The following is a 19341-nucleotide window of genomic DNA, read 5'->3' on the forward strand; positions in this document are numbered from 1 at the left end:
AAATCTATCAGTACCAAATATTGTAGAACCGTTATTTTCGACCTCTCTTTGTGTATTTTATTTGATAATCGAAGATCAATATTTAGTAGGGTGCGATACTTAATTTTATTAAGAATTGTGAATGTTAAGTTGATCACACTATCCGATATATGCTAATATTACTCTCGTTATGAGTATTCCCGATAGGATTCACTACCTGTGAAGAAGCCTTGTAACCGATAATATTAATTGCCGAATCAAATAGGATGACGCAAAATGGGGGAATTATTTTGTCAGAAAGACATTTATTTACATCGGAATCTGTTTCCGAAGGACATCCAGATAAAATTGCTGATCAAATTAGTGACGCAATTCTTGACGCAATGCTTGCACAAGATCCAGATGCCCGTGTCGCTTGTGAAACATCAGTTACAACTGGTTTAGTTTTGGTCTTTGGTGAAATCTCGACTAATGCCTATGTTGATATTCAACACGTTGTTCGTGAGACTATCAAGAGCATTGGCTACACTGACGCAAAATTTGGTTTTGATGGTGACACATGTGCTGTTATCGTTGCACTTGATGAACAATCAGCAGATATTGCACAAGGTGTTGATGATGCACTGGAACGCCGCGAAGGCGATGAAGATCCATTAGATCAGATTGGTGCTGGTGACCAAGGATTAATGTTTGGCTATGCTATTGATGAGACACCAGAACTAATGCCATTACCAATTTCATTAAGCCACAAGTTAATGCGCCGTATTGCATGGTTACGTAAGAATGGCACTATCAGCTATCTTCGTCCAGATGCAAAGGCAGAAGTTACAGTTGAATACGATGATAACGACAAGCCACAACGTGTTGATACGGTTGTTTTGAGTACTCAACATGATCCAGATGTAACGCTTGACCAGATTCGTCAAGACGTTATCGAAGAGGTTATTAAGCACGAAATCCCTGCAGAATATTTAGATGATGATACTAAATATTTGATTAATCCAACTGGTCGCTTTGTTATTGGTGGACCTCAAGGGGATGCTGGCTTAACCGGACGTAAGGTTATCGTTGATACTTACGGTGGTGCTGCTCACCATGGTGGCGGAGCATTTTCTGGTAAGGATGCTACCAAGGTTGATCGGTCAGCCAGCTATGCTGCTCGGTATATTGCAAAGAATATTGTGGCTGCAGGTTATGCCCACAAAGTTGAAATTCAACTAGCATATGCCATTGGTGTTGCGCAACCTGTATCAATTGCTATTGATACATTCGGTACTGGCACGGTATCTGAGGGTAAGTTGACGGAAGCAGTACGCAAGATCTTTGATCTGCGTCCCGCTGGTATCATTGAAATGTTAGATTTAAAACGCCCAATCTACAAGCAAACGGCGGCGTATGGTCATTTCGGCCGTACGGACATTGATTTACCTTGGGAGCATACCGATAAGGTCGATGCTTTGAAGGAAGAATTGGGTTAAAAATAAAGAGTGCTGACCAACTCGGTTAGCTCGTGTATTATAAGCAATAACGCCCCAATGGACCCGAACTTAGGTCCATTGGGGCGTTATTGCTTATAATATGTCGAGCTGAGTTGGTCAGCACGTTTCGGCAAGTAAACAGATCATTTTTGAACTTAGGTCCATTGGGGCACTATTGTTTATAATAGTTCGAGCTGAGTTAGTCAGCAAGGAAGCAAAATTACCTCTCAACACAAGTTATTTGAATTGGCATTTCATAATACGGTGAGGTACCAACATATTTCATCACTGATTTAAGAGTAGATTAAGCAGATTAACAGAAATCTAGTACCGCCAAGCCTAGCATATATTACTTTATCCGATCCAATAAAAAATGCCTGATAAATTAATTATCAGACACAAAAAACTGGAACATTAACGACTAACTATTAAGACTATATCGAGTTTTAACACTAGCAAAGTGGTGAAAACCAAATATCGTCTGGCTAACAAATAAGATAATATATCCTAGACAAAATCCGGCAAGGACGTCACTAGGGTAATGGACACCAACATATATCCGCGAAAAGCCAACAAGAAAAATCATGACCATCAAAATAATATTAATCGTTCTTCGATACCACTTACTGGTGACAAATCCGCAAATCATGACGATAATGCATCCCAGTATGAGTGTTGACGCAATAGCATGACCACTGGGAAAACTATATCCACCGTAATGCATTAGTTGGTCAAATTGTGGCCGTGGTCGTTGAACAATTGCTTTAATGATTTTGTTAATTCCGAATCCAAGTTCGGGTGTCAGAAAAAAGAATAATGCTGCTTTATAATAGCGCTCGATGAAAAAGATTGATGCGCCAATTATTACCATAATTTGTGTTGGTACAGTATTAAAAAAGGTTGTATACCAAGTGATGATTAACGTTTCCGATGGATTTTGTGGGAAACGAACCAACTTAACAATAGATTGATCGAATGATTTAATCCATGATGCATCTGTGACAACCCCAATTGTCACAGCAACGAATATAACTAATGCAAGTAAAAACGTAGCCCACTGCCAACTGTTTGGCCGACGCCCGTTTTGCATACCAATTCCTCCCCAAAATTATTAATAGTTCAATTGTATCACACAGTACAAGGCCTAAATCGGCTTGCATTATACTTAAGGCTTTGTTAATATGGTTTCAATATTTAATCGTTGAGAGGGATTAGTAGGGGATTGATTTTTTTAGAGACCGTATGGTGCTGGGAATGCGGAAAATCGGTCGTTGAACTCGCCTTTGAGAGTGCTTTGCTGAATGTTTAGTAGGTTAAAGCCGTGGGGTTCGCGTTATGAACATTAAGAGCTACATTTTGTAGAACATGGGTGGTACCGCGGATTCATTCGTCCTGTAGGATTTTTTCCTATGGGCTTTTTTTATTTCATCGATTATACATAATTTAACAAACTTTGAGGAGACGATATTTCATGGCTTACGATCATGACACAATTGAGCGTAAATGGCAGCGATACTGGCAAAAAAACAAAACTTTTAAAGCCGATATTGATAACGATAAGGAAAAGTACTATGCACTTGATATGTTCCCTTATCCATCAGGACAGGGACTTCACGTGGGACATCCCGAGGGATACACGGCGACTGATGCAATTTCGCGGATGAAACGCATGCAGGGATTCAATGTGTTGCATCCAATGGGCTGGGATGCTTTTGGCTTACCTGCTGAACAGTACGCTTTAAAAACTGGACACAATCCAAAGAGCTTTACCGATCAAAATATTGGCGTGTTTAAAAATCAAATTCAATCACTTGGATTTTCTTATGATTGGGATCGCGAAGTTAATACAACTGATCCTAAGTACTACAAGTGGACCCAATGGATCTTTGAGCAGCTTTATAAAAAAGGCTTAGCTTACGAAGATAAAATTATGGTTAACTGGGCTCCCGATTTCATGGGTGGGACAGTTGTTGCTAACGAAGAAGTTGTTGATGGTAAAACTGAACGTGGTGGCTATCCAGTTTACCGCGTACCAATGCGTCAATGGGTTCTACGGATTACTGCATACGCAGATCGACTAATTGATGATTTGGACGATTTAGATTGGCCAGAAAGCATCAAAGAACAGCAACGTAATTGGATTGGCCGTTCTGAAGGTGCAAGTGTCTTCTTCAATGTTGATGGTCATGACGATGATAAGATTGAAGTATTCACGACTCGTCCCGACACATTGTATGGTGCTTCATACATGGTATTGGCACCGGAGCATGAACTAGTTGATCAAATTACAACTCCAGCACAAGCCGAGGCAGTTAAAGCATATCAGGAAGAAACGTCACGCCGTTCAGATTTGGAACGAACAGATTTGAACAAGGATAAGACTGGTGTCTTCACTGGTGCCTATGGCATTAATCCCGTTAATGGTGAAAAATTACCAATTTGGATTGGTGACTACGTTTTGGCATCATATGGTACAGGTGCAATCATGGCCGTTCCTGCCCATGATGATCGTGACTGGGATTTTGCCAAGAAGTTTGGTTTGCAAATTAAACCGGTGATCGAAGGCGGCAACGTTGACGAAGAAGCTTATACCGGTGATGGCATTCATATTAACTCAGGGTTTGTTGATGGCATGGATAAAAAGACCGCCATTACTAAGATGATCGACTGGTTGGAAGAAAACCATGCTGGTGACAAGAAGGTTAACTATCGTCTTCGTGATTGGATTTTCTCTCGCCAACGTTATTGGGGTGAACCAATTCCTGTTATTCACTGGGAAGACGGAGAAACAACTCTTGTTCCAGAAGATGAATTACCATTACGTTTGCCAGATACAGATCAGTTGGAACCATCAGGAACTGGCGAAAGTCCACTAGCTAACATTGATGATTGGGTTAACGTTGTTGATGAAAATGGCCGTAAGGGTAAGCGCGAAACCAACACAATGCCTCAATGGGCTGGTTCTTCATGGTACTGGTTGCGCTACACTGATCCTCATAATGATAATGAATTTGCCAGTCAAGAAGCATTAAACTATTGGTCTCCTGTTGATTTGTACGTTGGTGGTGCCGAACATGCTGTTTTGCACTTGCTGTATGCACGTTTCTGGCATAAAGTTCTTTATGATCTTGGATTAGTGCCAAGCAAAGAACCATTCCAGAAGTTGGTTAACCAAGGCATGATTCTTGGTAATAATCACGAAAAAATGTCTAAATCAAAGGGGAATGTTGTCAATCCTGATGACATCGTCAACCAATATGGTGCAGATACTTTGCGTCTTTATGAAATGTTCATGGGACCTCTTGAAGATTCAGTTCCGTGGGACGAAAAAGGACTACACGGAAGTTACAAGTGGATTCAACGTGTATGGCGTTTATTGATGGACGATAACAACCATCTGCGTGATCGGGTAACAACTTTTAATGACGGTAAACTAACTAAGATTTACAATCAAACTGTTAAAAAAGTTACTGAGGACTTTGGCCGGATGCACTTTAACACCGGAATTTCGCAATTAATGGTCTTTGTTAACGATGCATACAAGGTTGATGATTTGCCTGTTGAATATATGGAAGGCTTCATTAAGATGCTGGCACCTATCATGCCACACGTTGCTGAAGAATTGTGGAGTCAATTTAACGAAAGCAAAACAATTACCTATCAAGCATGGCCAACGTTTGACGCATCTCAATTGGTTGAAGATGAAGTTGAAATTGCCGTTCAAGTTAATGGTAAGGTCAAAACTCACTTAAAAATTGCCAAGGATGCTACAAAAGACGATGTTGAGAAGCAATCTCTAGCTGACGAACACATTAAGGCCAATTTGACCGACAAAACTGTTCGTAAGGTCATTGTGGTTCCTAACAAAATTGTTAACATCGTTGCTAACTAACTATCGATATAATTAAGATCGGAATTTGTCCGGTCTTTTTTTATTTGTAAGTCATTAAATTATGTTGAACTGCATTCAGTGGTATCGGATGTCTCTGTTTTATTCAAAAAAACATTCAGTTATTTACCGAATTATATTGGTAATCGTTGCGGTGGTGGACTGTTGCACACACTAAAATCTTAAAAACTTCTAAAACTTCTAAAAAAAATTGATTAGAACATTCATAAAGGCTAAAATGATTAAGACTGATTATTAGAAAGTAGGCAAATAATGGCTAAGGAACAATCTTCAACGCCTAAGACCGTCAGCAAGAAAGATGCTGAAAATAAAATGTTAAGCGGCTCCGCTTGGATGACCGCGGGAAGTATTTTTTCACGGATTTTAGGGGCAATATACATTATCCCATGGGTAACTTGGATAGGTACCTACAGTAACCAAGCGAATGCCTTGTTTGCAAAAGGTTACAATATATACAGTTTCTTTTTGATGGCTGCAACTGCCGGGGTGCCATCGGCAATATCTAAACTGGTTGCTCACTACAATGCTCTTAATGAGTACGGTGTAGGGAAAAAGCTGTATCAGCATGGTGTTTATGTATCCGCATTTACTGGATTGGTTTGTGCAACTATCCTGTATTTTGGTGCGGGATTCTTTGCTGCAGGAGATCCTGATGTGGTGCCGGTCCTTAAATCATTGACATTGGCCGTACTGGTTATCCCAACTATGAGTTTGACTAGAGGATTTTTTCAAGGCTATCAGAATATGGCGCCGTCAGCCATTTCTCAGTTTGTTGAACAATTATTTCGTGTAATTTATATGCTTGCTTCGACTTTCTTTATTATGAAAGTAATGCACGGCAGATGGCAAGCAGCTGTGACACAATCAACGTTTGCGGCATTTATCGGTGCAATTGGCAGTATTCTGATTTTAGGCTACTATTACACTCGGACCAGTCGCAAAAGACGAGAGTTGGTTGCAAATAGTAATAATGAAATTGAAGTATCGTCATGGACACTGATATCAAATATCATCAAACAGGCGATCCCATTCATTATTATTGGTGCAGCAACAAGCATCCTCCAATTGATTGACCAATACACATTTTTCCCAGCAATGGGTCAAGTTACCAAGTTGAGTAGTTCTGAATTAAACACTCTTTATGCGTTGTTCTCTTTTAATGCTAATAAATTGATTATGATTGTTATTTCGCTAGCATCTGCCTTAGCAGTAACGGTCATTCCATTGCTGTCTGGTGCACGTGCAAGAAATGATAAGGCTGGAATTCGTGCTCAGATTGCGAACGTTTTGATGTTGTTTTATTTTGTGATGATGCCGGCTTCACTAGGGTTAGCTGCCGTATCGCAACCGATCTATACTATTTTTTATCGTTACAGTGCTGCAGGCACAAATATTCTGGTATTTAATGCATTTATTGGCATCTTCTTGGGCCTATTAACAGTTGTATCAGCTGTTATGCAAGGAATTTCCGAAAACGGTAAAACGTTAAAATATCTTGGTATTGGGTTGGCAGTCAAAATGATTATCCAGTTTCCAGCCATTTGGGTTTTCCAGACAATGGGGCCGCTAATTGCTACTGGTATATCTATGACTATTACCAATTATTTGATTATTCATTCACTCAATGTAGAGTTTCAATTGCCATTTAAGCAGATGTCTAAATCAACTAATCAAATATTATTGTATTCAATTTTAACTTACATTGTTGCTAAGCTTGTTGTAAGTGGACTGTATCTGTTCTTAAGCCCATACGGCCGCATCGCAGCATTTGTTGTCATTATTCCTGCGGTTGTTTTGGGCGCAGGCGTGTACGTCTATCTGATGCTAAAATCGCATCTTGCAGATGCATTACTCGGCTCGAGGGTTGACGGCATTCGCCGTCGCCTCCATATGAAAGGCTAATGAAAATGATAATCGACAAGTTTCTTCATGACCAACAGGTTGGTAGTCGTAGTGAGATTCATGATTTGATTAAACAGCGACGAATCCAAATGGATGGGCAGAAGGTTAAATCATTTAAGCTATCGGTTAATCCTCAGGTCAATCATGTCACAGTTGATGGTCAACTCATTTCGGGACAACAAGATTATTACTACGTGTTAAATAAACCTGCGGGGGTTATTACGGCTACCAAAGATACTCACAATAAAACGGTCATGGATTTAATTAATGAACCCGATCGTAGGGATGACTTGTTTCCAGTTGGCCGTCTTGATAAGGATACAACCGGCGTCTTGCTAATTATGAATGATGGCAAACTTAGCCACCAACTGGTGAGTCCCAAACAACATGCAGAAAAAATTTACCATGCAGAACTGACTGCCAATCTTAGTGAAGATGATTTAAGACAGTTGATTGATGGAGTAACATTGAAAGATGGAACTTTTGTTCAGGCGGATGGTGCAGACATGATTAGTTCACAACCACCAGTTGTTGAATTAGCAATTCATGAAGGTAAGTATCATCAGATTAAGCGCATGATAGGCTATCTTGGCCAAAAGGTAGTTAGACTTAATCGTGTGTCATTTGCCGGTATTAACGTTTCTGGATTGAATCCAGGGGAGTATCGTGAACTGACAGAACAAGAATTAAGTTCGATTAAATAACAAAAGTGGTAAAAGACTTTTAATAAACTGAACCCCTTGATTTGGATTTCTCCATTTCAAGGGGTTCAGTTCATTTTAAATTAGTCTTTATTAGTTTGCATATTTGTTCATGAATTGCGGTAGAGATTCAGTAATTTGATGCGGTAAAACTACGTAATGATTTTGAGCGATTTGTTCGGCAATTGCACTGTGTGCGTACACTGCAGCCAAGACAGCGTCTGTTTTATTGGTAAACTGTGCGGTAAAACCGCCAACAATTCCAGCCAGCGTGTCACCCATACCACCCGTGGCTTGCGCAGGTGTTCCAATTGGTAATTGGTAAACTTTGTTGTCGACAGTATAGATTTCAGTATGATGTTTTTTAACAACCACCGTTGCATTCATTTGTCGTGCTACCTGTGAATTATTTTCAATAGTTTGATCAGAGATGGTAATACCAGACAAACGCTGCCACTCCATTTGATGAGGTGTATAAATCACATGACCGGCCGGTTGGTCAATTTTGTATTTTGACATCATTGTGATGGCAGACCCATCGATGATTACTGTTTGTTGATCGCTTAGATTAGCAAAAACCGTTAACAAGACTTCCTGACTACGGACATCATCACCTAAACCTGGGCCAACTACGACTGTGTCAACACTACTGGCACTATTACTTAGTTGAACTTTATCGTGATAATTGATAAACATAGTTTCTGGTAGTCTGTCATGCAAACTGTCCAGGTTAACTGAATCAGTTGCGGTTGTTACTAGTCCAGCACCAGCATATACGGCTGCACTCGCTGCCATGATGATTGCACCACCAAAATTCTGATTACCACCCACAAGCAGAATTTTACCAAACGTACCTTTGTGACTATTTGCAGGGCGATTTTTAATTACTTTAGTTAAAATTGAATCCGTTAATTGTTCCAATTGTTTTCACCTTTCACAATCTATTAATAGTGCTATTGTAGCGCATTTACTACGATGTAACCATGAATTGGAATTCTGAAACGGATAATCAACTATGTTACAATTAGATCCTAAGATTTTACTATGGAGGAATAATGATGATCGATTGGCAATCTAAAGCTAATGAACAAAAGGATGAATACTTAAATGATTTGACATCACTAATAAAAATTCCTAGTGTTCGGGACGATTCACAGGCGACTGATGAATTTCCTTTAGGGCCCAAGCCAGCACAGGCGCTCAATGCTTTTTTGGAAATGGCACAACAAGATGGTTTTAAAACAAAAAATATCGATAATTTAGTTGGTTATGCGGAATGCGGTGACGGTGATGAAACGCTGGCAATTTTAGCGCATGTTGACGTTATGCCTGCGGGCGAAGGTTGGGACACAGATCCATTTGATCCAGTTATCAAAGATGGTAACATTTATGGACGTGGCGCCTCTGATGATAAAGGGCCTGGGTTAGCAGCCTATTATGCGCTAAAAACGCTGAAGGCAATGGGTGTAAAGTTCAACAAAAAAATTAGAATGATTTTTGGAACCGACGAAGAAAGCAATTGGACAGGCATGAAACGTTATTTTGAAGTAGAGCCTGAACCAACGTACGGATTCTCACCAGATGCAAGCTTCCCATTAATTAATGGTGAAAAGGGTAATGTGTCATTGCAGGTTAATTTCGGTGGTAATACAAAAGGAGATTATATATTACGAAGCTTTGATGCTGGAATACGTCCTAACATGGTTCCGTTTAAGGCAGTTGCGAAAATTGAGACTGCTGAAGGTAAACAGTTAGCCAGAGATTTTGGCGAGTACTTACTAAGCCAGCCCGTTAGTGGCACGGCAACACTTCAGGATGATGGTGTTGAACTTGAATTAATTGGCAAAGCTGCCCATGGAATGGAACCAGAAAAAGGTCTCAACGCGGGGACGTTTCTGGCAGCGTTTTTAAGTCAGTACGAATTTACAGAGTCTGCTCATGACTTCTTAACTCTGTTAGGTACAAAATTACATCTCGATACACGGCTGAATAATTTAAACATGAATTTCAAAGATGATGTGATGGGTGAACTGACAGTGAATGTTGGTATGATGAACTTTAATGCTGATGATGGAGGTACGATTGATCTTAATTTCCGTTATCCTAAGGGATTAAATGCTGATAAGTTAACCAGCGAATTAAGTGAAGCTATCTCACCAATGTCAGCGACTGTTACTCATGGGGATGCGATGGAACCACATTATGTATCACCAGATGATCCAATTGTGACAACGTTAATGAATGCTTACCAGGAACAAACAGGTGATTCTGATAGCAAGCCTGAAGTTGTTGGTGGTGGAACTTATGGGCGGATGATGAAGCGTGGTGTGGCATTTGGCGCATTATTCCCGGATACACCAAACACAATGCATCAAGTTAACGAGTATCAACCTGTGGATCAATTGATTCTATCAATTGCTATATATATGCAAGCAATTTACGATCTTACCGTTACTGAATAAAAAACTGTCAATTAGTAAACGTTTTACTACTCATTTATAGCATTGTTTGTTAAAATGATCGTAAGGAGATGTTTCAATCAACTTACGAACCTATTCTTATCGGGGGTGCTATTTATGAGTAGCTACAAGAATATTTTGGTCGGTATTGACGGATCTAAACAATCCGAGATGGCGCTTGATAAAGGTATCATTGCAGCAATGCAAAATGATGCGAAGTTAATTTTGTTAAGTGTTGTAAACGGTGAACGTTATCCCAATACGAGTACCGTTGGTTACGGCTTTATTGACCGTAGCGTTTATGATACAGCTGTGAATGAGATGAAAAAGAAACTTGTTGAGTTCAAAGAAAAAGCTGAGAGCGCTGGGGTTAAAGATGTCGAGACCGAGGTTAAGATCGGCAATGCCAAATTGGAACTAGGGACGGATTATCCTAAAGCACATGACGTTGATTTAATCGTTGTGGGAGCCACTGGACTTAACGTAATTGGCAGGATGATTGTTGGATCTACTTCGACATATATCATTCGTGAGGCGCCGTGTGACGTTATGGTGGTTAAGACGGATAGTGATAATAAGGAAGTTGATCTGCAAAGGACGACCTATCCTGAAATTTAAATGTGGGTCTAAACACTGACATTTATAAAAACAGAGCTAAGGAATTTTCCTTAGCTCTGTTTTAGTGTCTCATTAAATTACTGACGTATTTAATATATTGAGAACCCAAAAATATGGAGCGTAGTTTAATGAAAAGATTAATAGCAACAACCTTAATATTGGTTGGATTAATGAATGGTATATTTACAAATTCAGTGGTAATTGCTGATGAAGTGAAGTCTGAAGAGGACACTACTGTCATGAAAGAGGATATCGAAAAACAATTGCTGAACGCATCAGATGTATCAAAGGTGAAGCCACAAGAGGAGGATAATGAACAATACATTTTAATTTTTAATGAGATAGTTGACCTCTACTGGAAGTATTTTAATCAAGGAAAGACTGCAGGTGTTGAAGATGACCCAGTTCCAACATCTGTATGTGAAGATACTGATGTTGCTGAAAGTGATGGTGAAATATCAATAAAAGATTTTGAAGAACAAGTAATTAAAATTGGGTACCAGTACGGTCAAAAAAATCGTGAGGCAAATATTGATGATAAAGCAATTGTAGAGGATGACAGTAAAAGTGAAGAATTGAAAGATGGTGATTGTGGTGATCAACGAATAATTAGCCCTACGACAAAGCCGTTCTCATTACAGGAAAGCCATGGAAATGTCCAGCCTTATAGACCATTTTCACGTAAAATCCAAGATAGCATGAATAGTATTCCGTCTGCGGGTCAGACTAAAACTGCAATAAATTTGTTTAACGGTCAGGTTACAAATAGCTCAGATTCTAGTAGCATGGTAATTACGTTATCTCCAAACCAGAAAAAATTTGTCTCAAAAATTGCTCGTCCAGCTCAGTTAATAGCTTCTAGCAATGACTTATACGCATCCGTGATGATTGCCCAGGCTGCACTCGAAAGTTCGTGGGGGACCAGTGATTTAAGCCAGTCACCAAACTATAACTTGTTTGGAATTAAAGGTGGGTTCAGGGGTCAGTCGGTGCAATTCAATACGCGCGAAGACAATGGGCTAGGAGTTACTAGAACAATATTGGCAGATTTTAGGTCATATCCATCATATGATGAATCATTGATGGATTACGCTAAAATAATGCATCAACCGTTATTTTTAGATGTTAGTAAATCAAAGACCAACAGTTATCAGGATGTCACGGACTACTTGCAGGGACGTTACGCGACAGATTCTCACTATGCAGCAAAGTTAAATCAAATTATTAAAACTTACGATTTAGAAAAGTATGATCATGACGTGAAACCAAACGATAATCATAAAACTCGTGACTATCATGTTAGTGATACAGCTAATTATGGTCGTTCGACTAAGAAGAATGTTAAAAAAAGTGATTCAAAGCGATCTACGCAGGGATTTTTATTTGCCAAGACGGGTGTTAGCAGTATGGCTATCGTGATTTGCTTATTCTTGAAAAAATTATTAGTTTGGTAACAAAAAAAGCAATCGAGAAATTAATCTTGATTACTTTTTAAAGTTACAGCGCCTTTAGTTTAGGCTGTCGAATTTTTGCCAGCTCGGCATCAATTTGACCTAATACTGCATCCACATTGTGGGGATCTTCAAGATCATACTTTTGAAGATCAATTTTCATTTTTGGACTAACGTCGTATTCTTCAAACCATTGATGATAAGCCGACCACATTTTGTAGTAATAGCTTTCTAGATCTGGATTATTTTCGAATTGTTCGTAATCGCGTCCACGTTTTTTAATTCGGTAAAGAATTGTGTTGAAGTCAGTTTCAGCATAGACCAGTAAATCTGGTGCCTTTTTTGGTAACTGATTAAGATCATTCATCATGTTATCAAGCAACTTTAGATAAACGCCAAGCTCAGTGTCAGTAATATTGCCCTCTGCATTGTTCTCTTTGGTGAATAATGCATCCTCATAAATTGAACGATCCAAAACATTGTTATCATCGGCCAATGCTTTTTTGATCATTGAGAATCGTTTGTTTAAGAAATAGATTTGTAGTAAAAATCCGTATTGTTTAGGATCCTTATAATATAACGGTAGGACAGGATTATCGCCAACCGGTTCGAAAAAAGCCTGTGTTCCTAAATGATCGGCAATCTTACCAGTTAGGGTCGTTTTGCCTACACCAATCATTCCTGCAGTAATTATCACCATAATGGCCCCTCTTTACACAATTTTTTAACGCAATGCATACATGTTACTACAAATCTCTAATTATTCATACTACACTTTTAGTTATTAAAAAGAAATTAATCAAGCTGTATGGCTATTTTCACAAACGTTACAAATTAGTTTCATTTTTATCACTTTGAATTTGCTGTTCTGATAATAAATCACGAATCTCTTTCAAATACAGTTCTTCATTTGAAGGAGTGGTTGGTTCTTCTTCTTTTTCCGTTCGTAGAAATTTATTAATGATTTTTACCATAATAAAAATCACAAATGCGATGATTAAGAAGTTGATAATAGCATTGATGAACAGACCAACTTTAAACTCAGCGCCAGCGACGGAAAAAACAACTTGGGAAAAATCAATTTTACCCAGAAAAATACCAAGCATTGGACTAATTAAATTATCTGTAAGTGACTTAACGATGGCCGTAAACGCTGACCCAATAATGACACCGACTGCTAGATCAACCACATTTCCTCGTAAAATAAACTCTTTAAATTCCTTGATCATAATGATTCCCCCTCAAAAGATTATATTAAAAATATAACATAATCTAAACGACGCTAGTTAGTAATAGAGTTGATCGTATAGTATTATGGAAGACGGTAGTACAAAACCAAGGGGGCAAATAATGGAATCAGTTGAAGAAATCAAACAAGAACTAGTTATTGCCCAACAACAACACGAACTAGTGGCGATATATAACTTTAATGACGATGGAACTTTCTCAGTCGGCTATGTGATCGATATGGATGGTGTGTTCGTTTTAACGTTAGGTATCGATATGGAAGGCAAAATTAATGGAATAACGGCCATTAGGTTAGCTAGTATTCATCGAGTTGATAAAAATACCGACTATTTGACAACGGTATCAATCAGGCAAGATGTTGCTAAGCAGTATAATTTTTACGATATCTGGCATGTCCAAAATTATTTAAAAAAATCTGAGTTTCGCAAGAATGGCATTCTGGCCACAATTTTGCAAGAATGTTATGAAACAAAAGAAGCACTGGTCATTGGAACTAAAAAATATAAAGATCGAGATGATTTTGAGGGATATATTCATGAATTAACTCCGATTAAGTTAACAATGCATTATCTTAAATTTGAAGATCTGAGTTCGTTGTGGGAATATGAAATACTCTGGGCGGAAGTTGATTATTTGAGAATTAAAGGAACCCAGGCACATATGAGTCAAGCGATTTTGGATCGGATTTTCAGATCTGAATAAACTAGATAAAAAAGAAGAGAGTGGGAAATAAGGCGCTTTGCTTCCATAACATAAGCCCCCAAAGACTAAAATTCAAATTTTGAATTTTGTCTTTGGGGGCTTATGTGGCCGGAAACAGCCTTTTTTGCTCGTTTAGACTAGCCAAATTAAATAATTAAATTAGTATTTTTATAGATCAATTGGAACTTTTGTCCAAATCTTTTTCTAATTTACGGTTATAGAACCATTTTCGTTGCTAATGATTACTTTGTTCGCAGCACTGTCATTTTGATTAGCGCTGGTTGAATAGTGGGTGTTGAATAAATCAATACTGCCATTCTGAGTGCTTAACTGGTACCCCTGGGTATTGGGCGAAGTTAATTTGACATGACCATTCTGATTATTAACGGTGACAGACTGATTGAAAGTTACGTTGGTAAAAGTTTGACTGCCATTTTCATTGGTAAATTTGCCACCGTTCAGAGTTGAACCGGTTGTATCTTGAGAACCATTGCTTTGGTTAACGTTGATGTTAGTCAAATTGGCACTATTAAAATTAATACTACCGTCTTGAACAGACAATTGACCGCCCTTGTTTACAGTCAGTCCGTGAGAAGTAACACTACCGTTATCTAACTGTAAATCAATATTGTTAACGTTAAGATGGTCTTTTGTAATCAGATCTGCCGCCTCAATTTCACCATTAACCGAAGATAATTGATTTTTTTCCGGAACAGTTATCACAATTTTAGAATTGCTCATTGAAGAAAGAGAAATTCCGCTAAAGTCCGACTCGTGTTGACTGATTCTTAATGTGCCATTACTTTGCTCAATTGACGGTTTATTAACACTATAGCCATCGAAACTAACTTGGTAATGATCACCATTTTTAAAATACACATTGCTATCATTAACATCTAACTGAATGTTTTTGATTTTACTTAATTTTTGAGTGTTGTGGTAGGGGTGAACTACTTTAAAACCGTGGTTCCAAGTAATATTCATTGATGCGCCCATTGAAAAGCCAATCACGGCGATGACCGCACCGATAATGGTGATGATGAGCCCCACAATTAGTGATTTTTTAACCATGGTTACACCTCCTTAGATTGACGACGTGATTTGAAGAATCGGTTGTAAATCCACTTAGAAAAGTTGGCTGCCATTTCAATTAGTACTTTAATGATCAGAAATCCAATGGGGGCTGCAATCAAAGTCAGTCCTACGGCACCCAATCCAATGCCTATGAAGAATATGCTGGTTGGAATGGAAGAGGAAATCACTGCAAGACCGCCGACAATCGACACAACACCACCAAATGCCACGGCAACAATAACAATAATCGTCATCACAATTACCATGACAATCACAAGTAAAATCATAAATAACCCTAGTGCCAGAACGATCAAAATTGGAATTGCAATTGGTGAGGCTAGTAGGGCAAGAATAATCAGCCAAATCATCCGAATGTTCCTTTGTGGACGTGCAGTTGAACCTGATGCCGTTGATCCTTGTTCACTGTTTACGGCTTTAATTGAGTAGTCTGCTAGAATTTTCCTAGATAATTGCTTAGGTGTACCTAGTTTTTGAATTATCTCCTGATCCGTCTTTAAGTCGGCGTCCATCACGTATTCGCTATAAAATTCTAGTACATCTTGTTTTTCGTCGTTTGTTAATTGGTTTAAGTAGCTTGCTAGTTCGTCCATGTAAGAACTATTTTTCATCATTAACACCTCCCAGAACCTGATCAATAGTTGTCTTGTAATCAAGCCAATCTGATCTGATAGTAGTCAACCGTTTTTTACCGTCATCAGTAATTTTGTAATATCGTCGATTCCGGCCTTGATACGGTTGATCGTACGTTGTTACCCAGTTTTCTTTTTTTAGTCGTCTTAAAACTGGATAAAGGGTCGATTCAGAAACAGGAGTGAATTCTTGCACTCGCTGCGTTATAGCGTATCCATAGTAATCTTCATGAGTTAGCAAAGATAATACACAGCCATCTAGCAGTTCAGTTGTGATTGCAATTGCCATAACTATTTCTCCTATCATATTATATTTCGTATAGTATTAGATCCAACATAAATATACCAAGTAGTCCTAACATTGTCAACAATTTAAAATTGTTTATCGAATAGTTATCGAACGCATGGCTAACCGAGTATTGTGTTATACTGCTAACAGGATTTTTAAAGGAGAAACAAATGAGTAAATCATTAATTGCACTGGTTTTGATTGTACCAATCCTGGTGTTTGCCATCATTGTTTGGATGACGATGGCACATATTATTACAGGTTGGTTATTAATAGTTGTTTGGATAGTCGGATTTATCATGGCAACTGCTGCAACAACCGCAGTTATGACAATCGCAAAGTTGCAAAAATACGAAGATGATAAGGAAGACGAGGATTAACACTATGAGGCAACCAACGGATGCATGGGATCAGTTCAGTCGTCAAAAATCATTTTCAAACTTTATTGGTTGGCTATCAAGTCTGCTGACACGAGCGGCGATCGTTGCTGGGCTATTTATTTTAATTCAAGTACCACCAACAGCGATGGAAATCTTGAGAGAACAGTCAAGTTTAAACCTCACTGCTATCATTACGATTGCGTGCTTTATCCTGGTGTTTATTGGCATCATTTGGCTCGCCAATCGCACTTTCCAAAGATATAATCGGACACCAAAAGTTAAAATGCGTCTTCGAAAGAGTATTGGCTATGTTCTCTGGGGTTATATTGCTATATATGCGGGCCAAATTATCTTAGGCATGCTTAACTTAATGGTCTATGATCAGAAGCAAACTGCAAATAATAGTGCTGTGTCTCAAATGATGGCTAATAACAATATGGTTATGATTGTTTTTGGCCTTTCAACGGTAATATTTACACCTATTGCTGAGGAATTAATTTTCCGTGGTGTGGTAACTAATTTGTTTTTTAAACCACAACAAATGTGGCCTAAGTTGATACTGTCGGGCATTATTTTTTCTCTGGGTCATATGAGCACAAATATTATTAGTTTCCTGATCTATTTTTATATGGGGATGGTATTGGCCTTTGTTTATCAAAAGACTGGTAATATCAAGGTTTCAATGAGCCTGCATGCTTTAAATAATGTGATTGCCATTGGGCAAATGATTATGTTATTAACACATTAAATGGATATAAAAAAAGTACCAAACGATGCTCGAAAGGAGTGTCATTTGGTACTTTTTTCTCATCTAAATATCTGCAATGATATTGTCAAGCCTGTCGGAAATATCATTGATGTCATTCAATCTTTCAAGATATTCATTTTTTTGCATGTTTAAATGATTTAAGCAGCTGCTAACTTTATTGACGATTGCGCCTTTATTTTGGATAGCTTTATCTGTCAGTTCAACCAATACATGCCGTTCATCAGATGGGTCTTTTTTTCGAACAATCCATCCGCGAGATTCTAACCGTTTTAACAACGGTGTTAACGTTCCACTGTCTAAGGCTAGTTCCTTACCTAATTCACGCATAGTTACGGAATGATCCTTTTCCCATAGGTTAAGTAGAACTAAATATTGTGGGTATGTGAGGTTGAACGGGTCGAGTACTTCTGCATAAAAGCGATTGAATTTCTTGTTAGCCTCATATAGCGCAAAGCACATTTGTTGATTAAGCTTTGTCGGCTCATTCATATCAATGTTCATGATTGATTCCTCCTATAATTCATAACGTATTTTAACCTAAATTAGTTAGTTTAACAAACAAATCGATTCAAAGACATATAGCTAAAATGGTTGCAATTTGTGAATTCACAATGTTCAATAATTATTTATTAACATAAGAGTTAATGTGCGACACAATAGGATCATTGATAAATCAATGTTTGTGATTTTTTAATTTTTTCACAAGCAATAAACAATGATTGATCTTTACTACCATAATTGACTATAATAGCAATATTGATCTAAAGAATGGAGATAATGACAGTGAAAGATAAGACCACAGTATACCAGCATGGTACATTAGCAATGCTGGTGGCGGGGTTGTTTGAAGGAACGATGCCGCTATCAGAGTTGTTATCACATGGTGATAACGGTATTGGTACTGCTGACAGTCTCGATGGTGAGTTAGTCATTGTTGATGGTAAAGCGTACCAAGTGAAGGAGTCTGGGGCAGTTGTCGAAGTTGCACCAGACACTAAAATTCCATTTGCATCAGTTCATTATAATGATACTGATGCGCCAACAACCCGGATTGAAAACATCAATGATCGTAAGTTACAAGAAAAACTAATTAAGGATAACGACATGTTTAATGTGTTCTATGGTATCCGCATTACGGGAACTTTTAGTCACATGCACACCAGAGTAGTTCCACGACAGGAAAAACCGTATCCTAAGTTAACGGTGGCTACAAGGGTTCAGCCTGAGTTTGAACAAGACAATGTTCATGGAACAATCGTTGGCTATTTCATGCCATACCTATTTTTAGGAGCTGCAGTAGGTGGAATTCACTGGCACTTTATCAATGATAATCGTGATTTTGGTGGACACATATTGGACTTCCAATTAGAGAAGGGTGATGTAAGCGTCCAAGTGTTAGAAAACCTGAACCAACATCTACCCGTCAATAACAAAGCTTTCCGCCAGGCCCAGATTAATCTCCAACAAGTTGGGGATGATATTAATGAGGCGGAACACTAAAAAGTGAGTGATCGAATAAAAAGTAAACCTGAAGGGCGGTCTTGTGGTTTATATTATGTGCATCAGCTTTTGTTTGCACGTTAAGACAGAAGACTATTCCCTCAAGAACTGACAAATACTTTAAAAACCATTAAATATTATTCATTGTGCAAAAGAATAAATTTTAAGTCAAAAGGTTGCAAGCACTTACAATATATGCTAATATAATAGACGAGGAAGGACAAATAAAGC

At 38.4% G+C, this 19341-nt stretch carries 19 protein-coding genes, 1 riboswitch and 1 other annotated feature; of the genes, 11 read left to right on the plus strand and 8 right to left on the minus strand.

Annotated features, from left to right (window positions below; translation table 11 throughout):
• Window positions 1–162 precede the first annotated feature (162 nt).
• A riboswitch (SMK box riboswitch) is annotated at window positions 163–272 on the plus strand.
• A complete protein-coding gene (gene metK, locus FD16_RS09030; RefSeq protein ID WP_010623078.1) occupies window positions 270–1457 on the plus strand; it encodes a methionine adenosyltransferase in 1188 nt (395 codons plus the stop codon). (Overlaps the previous riboswitch by 3 nt.)
• A 421-nt stretch (window positions 1458–1878) precedes the next feature.
• Here metK and FD16_RS09035 read toward each other — a convergent pair whose 3' ends face one another.
• Window positions 1879–2547: a phosphatase PAP2 family protein gene (locus tag FD16_RS09035; RefSeq protein WP_010623079.1), complete on the minus strand. Its 669-nt coding sequence runs from the start codon at window positions 2545–2547 to the stop codon at window positions 1879–1881.
• Between the two features lie 102 nt (window positions 2548–2649).
• Window positions 2650–2855: a binding site (T-box leader), on the plus strand.
• Between the two features lie 73 nt (window positions 2856–2928).
• Between FD16_RS09035 and leuS the strand changes: the two genes are divergently transcribed.
• The 3 genes from leuS (at window position 2929) to FD16_RS09050 (ending at window position 7973) form a co-directional block, all read left to right on the plus strand.
• Window positions 2929–5349 carry a leucine--tRNA ligase gene (gene leuS, locus FD16_RS09040; protein ID WP_010623080.1) on the plus strand — a complete coding sequence of 807 codons (2421 nt, stop codon included), beginning with the start codon at window positions 2929–2931 and terminating at the stop codon, window positions 5347–5349.
• A gap of 270 nt (window positions 5350–5619) precedes the next feature.
• On the plus strand, window positions 5620–7269 hold the full coding sequence (locus tag FD16_RS09045; RefSeq protein ID WP_010623081.1) for a putative polysaccharide biosynthesis protein: 1650 nt from the start codon (window positions 5620–5622) through the stop codon (window positions 7267–7269).
• A gap of 5 nt (window positions 7270–7274) precedes the next feature.
• The gene (locus FD16_RS09050) at window positions 7275–7973 is read left to right on the plus strand and encodes a pseudouridine synthase (RefSeq protein WP_010623082.1); all 699 of its coding nucleotides are present in this window, start codon (window positions 7275–7277) and stop codon (window positions 7971–7973) included.
• A 90-nt stretch (window positions 7974–8063) separates the two neighbouring features.
• Here FD16_RS09050 and FD16_RS09055 read toward each other — a convergent pair whose 3' ends face one another.
• Window positions 8064–8891, minus strand: coding sequence for an NAD(P)H-hydrate dehydratase (locus tag FD16_RS09055; RefSeq protein WP_010623083.1), 828 nt, complete (start codon window positions 8889–8891; stop codon window positions 8064–8066).
• A 137-nt stretch (window positions 8892–9028) separates the two neighbouring features.
• Here FD16_RS09055 and pepV point away from each other — a divergent pair, with 137 nt between their 5' ends.
• The 3 genes from pepV to FD16_RS09070 all read left to right on the plus strand — a co-directional run bounded on the left by pepV (window position 9029) and on the right by FD16_RS09070 (window position 12501).
• Window positions 9029–10432 (plus strand): dipeptidase PepV, encoded by a 1404-nt coding sequence (pepV, locus tag FD16_RS09060; protein WP_010623084.1) that lies wholly within the window; start codon window positions 9029–9031, stop codon window positions 10430–10432.
• Between the two features lie 114 nt (window positions 10433–10546).
• Window positions 10547–11047: a universal stress protein gene (locus FD16_RS09065; protein WP_010623085.1), complete on the plus strand. Its 501-nt coding sequence runs from the start codon at window positions 10547–10549 to the stop codon at window positions 11045–11047.
• A gap of 128 nt (window positions 11048–11175) precedes the next feature.
• Window positions 11176–12501, plus strand: coding sequence for a glycoside hydrolase family 73 protein (locus tag FD16_RS09070; protein ID WP_010623086.1), 1326 nt, complete (start codon window positions 11176–11178; stop codon window positions 12499–12501).
• Between the two features lie 43 nt (window positions 12502–12544).
• Here FD16_RS09070 and FD16_RS09075 read toward each other — a convergent pair whose 3' ends face one another.
• Together FD16_RS09075 and mscL are read right to left on the minus strand one after the other, a co-directional pair.
• A complete protein-coding gene (locus FD16_RS09075; protein WP_010623087.1) occupies window positions 12545–13198 on the minus strand; it encodes a deoxynucleoside kinase in 654 nt (217 codons plus the stop codon).
• A 127-nt stretch (window positions 13199–13325) separates the two neighbouring features.
• Window positions 13326–13727, minus strand: coding sequence for a large-conductance mechanosensitive channel protein MscL (gene mscL, locus FD16_RS09080; protein ID WP_010623088.1), 402 nt, complete (start codon window positions 13725–13727; stop codon window positions 13326–13328).
• A 121-nt stretch (window positions 13728–13848) separates the two neighbouring features.
• On the opposite strand from mscL, the gene FD16_RS09085 reads away from it, so the two are divergent.
• Window positions 13849–14448 (plus strand): hypothetical protein, encoded by a 600-nt coding sequence (locus FD16_RS09085; RefSeq protein ID WP_010623089.1) that lies wholly within the window; start codon window positions 13849–13851, stop codon window positions 14446–14448.
• 204 nt (window positions 14449–14652) lie between these two features.
• Here FD16_RS09085 and FD16_RS09090 read toward each other — a convergent pair whose 3' ends face one another.
• The 3 genes from FD16_RS09090 to FD16_RS09100 are packed head-to-tail and all read right to left on the minus strand — an operon-like array spanning window position 14653 to window position 16461.
• Window positions 14653–15519 carry a DUF4097 family beta strand repeat-containing protein gene (locus tag FD16_RS09090; protein ID WP_010623090.1) on the minus strand — a complete coding sequence of 289 codons (867 nt, stop codon included), beginning with the start codon at window positions 15517–15519 and terminating at the stop codon, window positions 14653–14655.
• 2 nt (window positions 15520–15521) lie between these two features.
• Window positions 15522–16154 (minus strand): DUF1700 domain-containing protein, encoded by a 633-nt coding sequence (locus FD16_RS09095; protein ID WP_081479651.1) that lies wholly within the window; start codon window positions 16152–16154, stop codon window positions 15522–15524.
• On the minus strand, window positions 16141–16461 hold the full coding sequence (locus FD16_RS09100; RefSeq protein ID WP_010623092.1) for a PadR family transcriptional regulator: 321 nt from the start codon (window positions 16459–16461) through the stop codon (window positions 16141–16143). The genes FD16_RS09095 and FD16_RS09100 overlap by 14 nt, the downstream gene beginning before the upstream one ends.
• A gap of 170 nt (window positions 16462–16631) precedes the next feature.
• On the opposite strand from FD16_RS09100, the gene FD16_RS09105 reads away from it, so the two are divergent.
• Together FD16_RS09105 and FD16_RS09110 are read left to right on the plus strand one after the other, a co-directional pair.
• Window positions 16632–16841, plus strand: coding sequence for a hypothetical protein (locus FD16_RS09105; RefSeq protein ID WP_010623093.1), 210 nt, complete (start codon window positions 16632–16634; stop codon window positions 16839–16841).
• Window positions 16842–16845: 4 nt separating this feature from the next.
• On the plus strand, window positions 16846–17589 hold the full coding sequence (locus tag FD16_RS09110; RefSeq protein ID WP_010623094.1) for a CPBP family intramembrane glutamic endopeptidase: 744 nt from the start codon (window positions 16846–16848) through the stop codon (window positions 17587–17589).
• 63 nt (window positions 17590–17652) lie between these two features.
• Here the strand turns inward: FD16_RS09110 and FD16_RS09115 are convergent, their stop codons facing one another.
• Window positions 17653–18111 (minus strand): MarR family winged helix-turn-helix transcriptional regulator, encoded by a 459-nt coding sequence (locus FD16_RS09115; RefSeq protein ID WP_010623095.1) that lies wholly within the window; start codon window positions 18109–18111, stop codon window positions 17653–17655.
• 276 nt (window positions 18112–18387) lie between these two features.
• On the opposite strand from FD16_RS09115, the gene budA reads away from it, so the two are divergent.
• Window positions 18388–19110 carry an acetolactate decarboxylase gene (gene budA / locus FD16_RS09120; protein WP_033386244.1) on the plus strand — a complete coding sequence of 241 codons (723 nt, stop codon included), beginning with the start codon at window positions 18388–18390 and terminating at the stop codon, window positions 19108–19110.
• Window positions 19111–19341 lie beyond the last annotated feature (231 nt).

This window comes from Paucilactobacillus suebicus DSM 5007 = KCTC 3549 (genome assembly GCF_001434475.1).
Classification (GTDB): domain Bacteria; phylum Bacillota; class Bacilli; order Lactobacillales; family Lactobacillaceae; genus Paucilactobacillus; species Paucilactobacillus suebicus.

Coding starts and splice junctions, on each gene's coding strand:
- FD16_RS09035 (WP_010623079.1), bottom strand. CDS start 2,547: ATGCAAAACGGGCGTCGGCCAAACAGTTGGCAGTGGGCTACGTTTTTA.
- leuS (WP_010623080.1), top strand. CDS start 2,929: ATGGCTTACGATCATGACACAATTGAGCGTAAATGGCAGCGATACTGG.
- FD16_RS09045 (WP_010623081.1), top strand. CDS start 5,620: ATGGCTAAGGAACAATCTTCAACGCCTAAGACCGTCAGCAAGAAAGAT.
- FD16_RS09050 (WP_010623082.1), top strand. CDS start 7,275: ATGATAATCGACAAGTTTCTTCATGACCAACAGGTTGGTAGTCGTAGT.
- pepV (WP_010623084.1), top strand. CDS start 9,029: ATGATCGATTGGCAATCTAAAGCTAATGAACAAAAGGATGAATACTTA.
- FD16_RS09065 (WP_010623085.1), top strand. CDS start 10,547: ATGAGTAGCTACAAGAATATTTTGGTCGGTATTGACGGATCTAAACAA.
- FD16_RS09070 (WP_010623086.1), top strand. CDS start 11,176: ATGAAAAGATTAATAGCAACAACCTTAATATTGGTTGGATTAATGAAT.
- FD16_RS09075 (WP_010623087.1), bottom strand. CDS start 13,198: ATGGTGATAATTACTGCAGGAATGATTGGTGTAGGCAAAACGACCCTA.
- mscL (WP_010623088.1), bottom strand. CDS start 13,727: ATGATCAAGGAATTTAAAGAGTTTATTTTACGAGGAAATGTGGTTGAT.
- FD16_RS09085 (WP_010623089.1), top strand. CDS start 13,849: ATGGAATCAGTTGAAGAAATCAAACAAGAACTAGTTATTGCCCAACAA.
- FD16_RS09090 (WP_010623090.1), bottom strand. CDS start 15,519: ATGGTTAAAAAATCACTAATTGTGGGGCTCATCATCACCATTATCGGT.
- FD16_RS09095 (WP_081479651.1), bottom strand. CDS start 16,154: ATGATGAAAAATAGTTCTTACATGGACGAACTAGCAAGCTACTTAAAC.
- FD16_RS09100 (WP_010623092.1), bottom strand. CDS start 16,461: ATGGCAATTGCAATCACAACTGAACTGCTAGATGGCTGTGTATTATCT.
- FD16_RS09105 (WP_010623093.1), top strand. CDS start 16,632: ATGAGTAAATCATTAATTGCACTGGTTTTGATTGTACCAATCCTGGTG.
- FD16_RS09110 (WP_010623094.1), top strand. CDS start 16,846: ATGAGGCAACCAACGGATGCATGGGATCAGTTCAGTCGTCAAAAATCA.
- FD16_RS09115 (WP_010623095.1), bottom strand. CDS start 18,111: ATGAACATTGATATGAATGAGCCGACAAAGCTTAATCAACAAATGTGC.
- budA (WP_033386244.1), top strand. CDS start 18,388: ATGACAGTGAAAGATAAGACCACAGTATACCAGCATGGTACATTAGCA.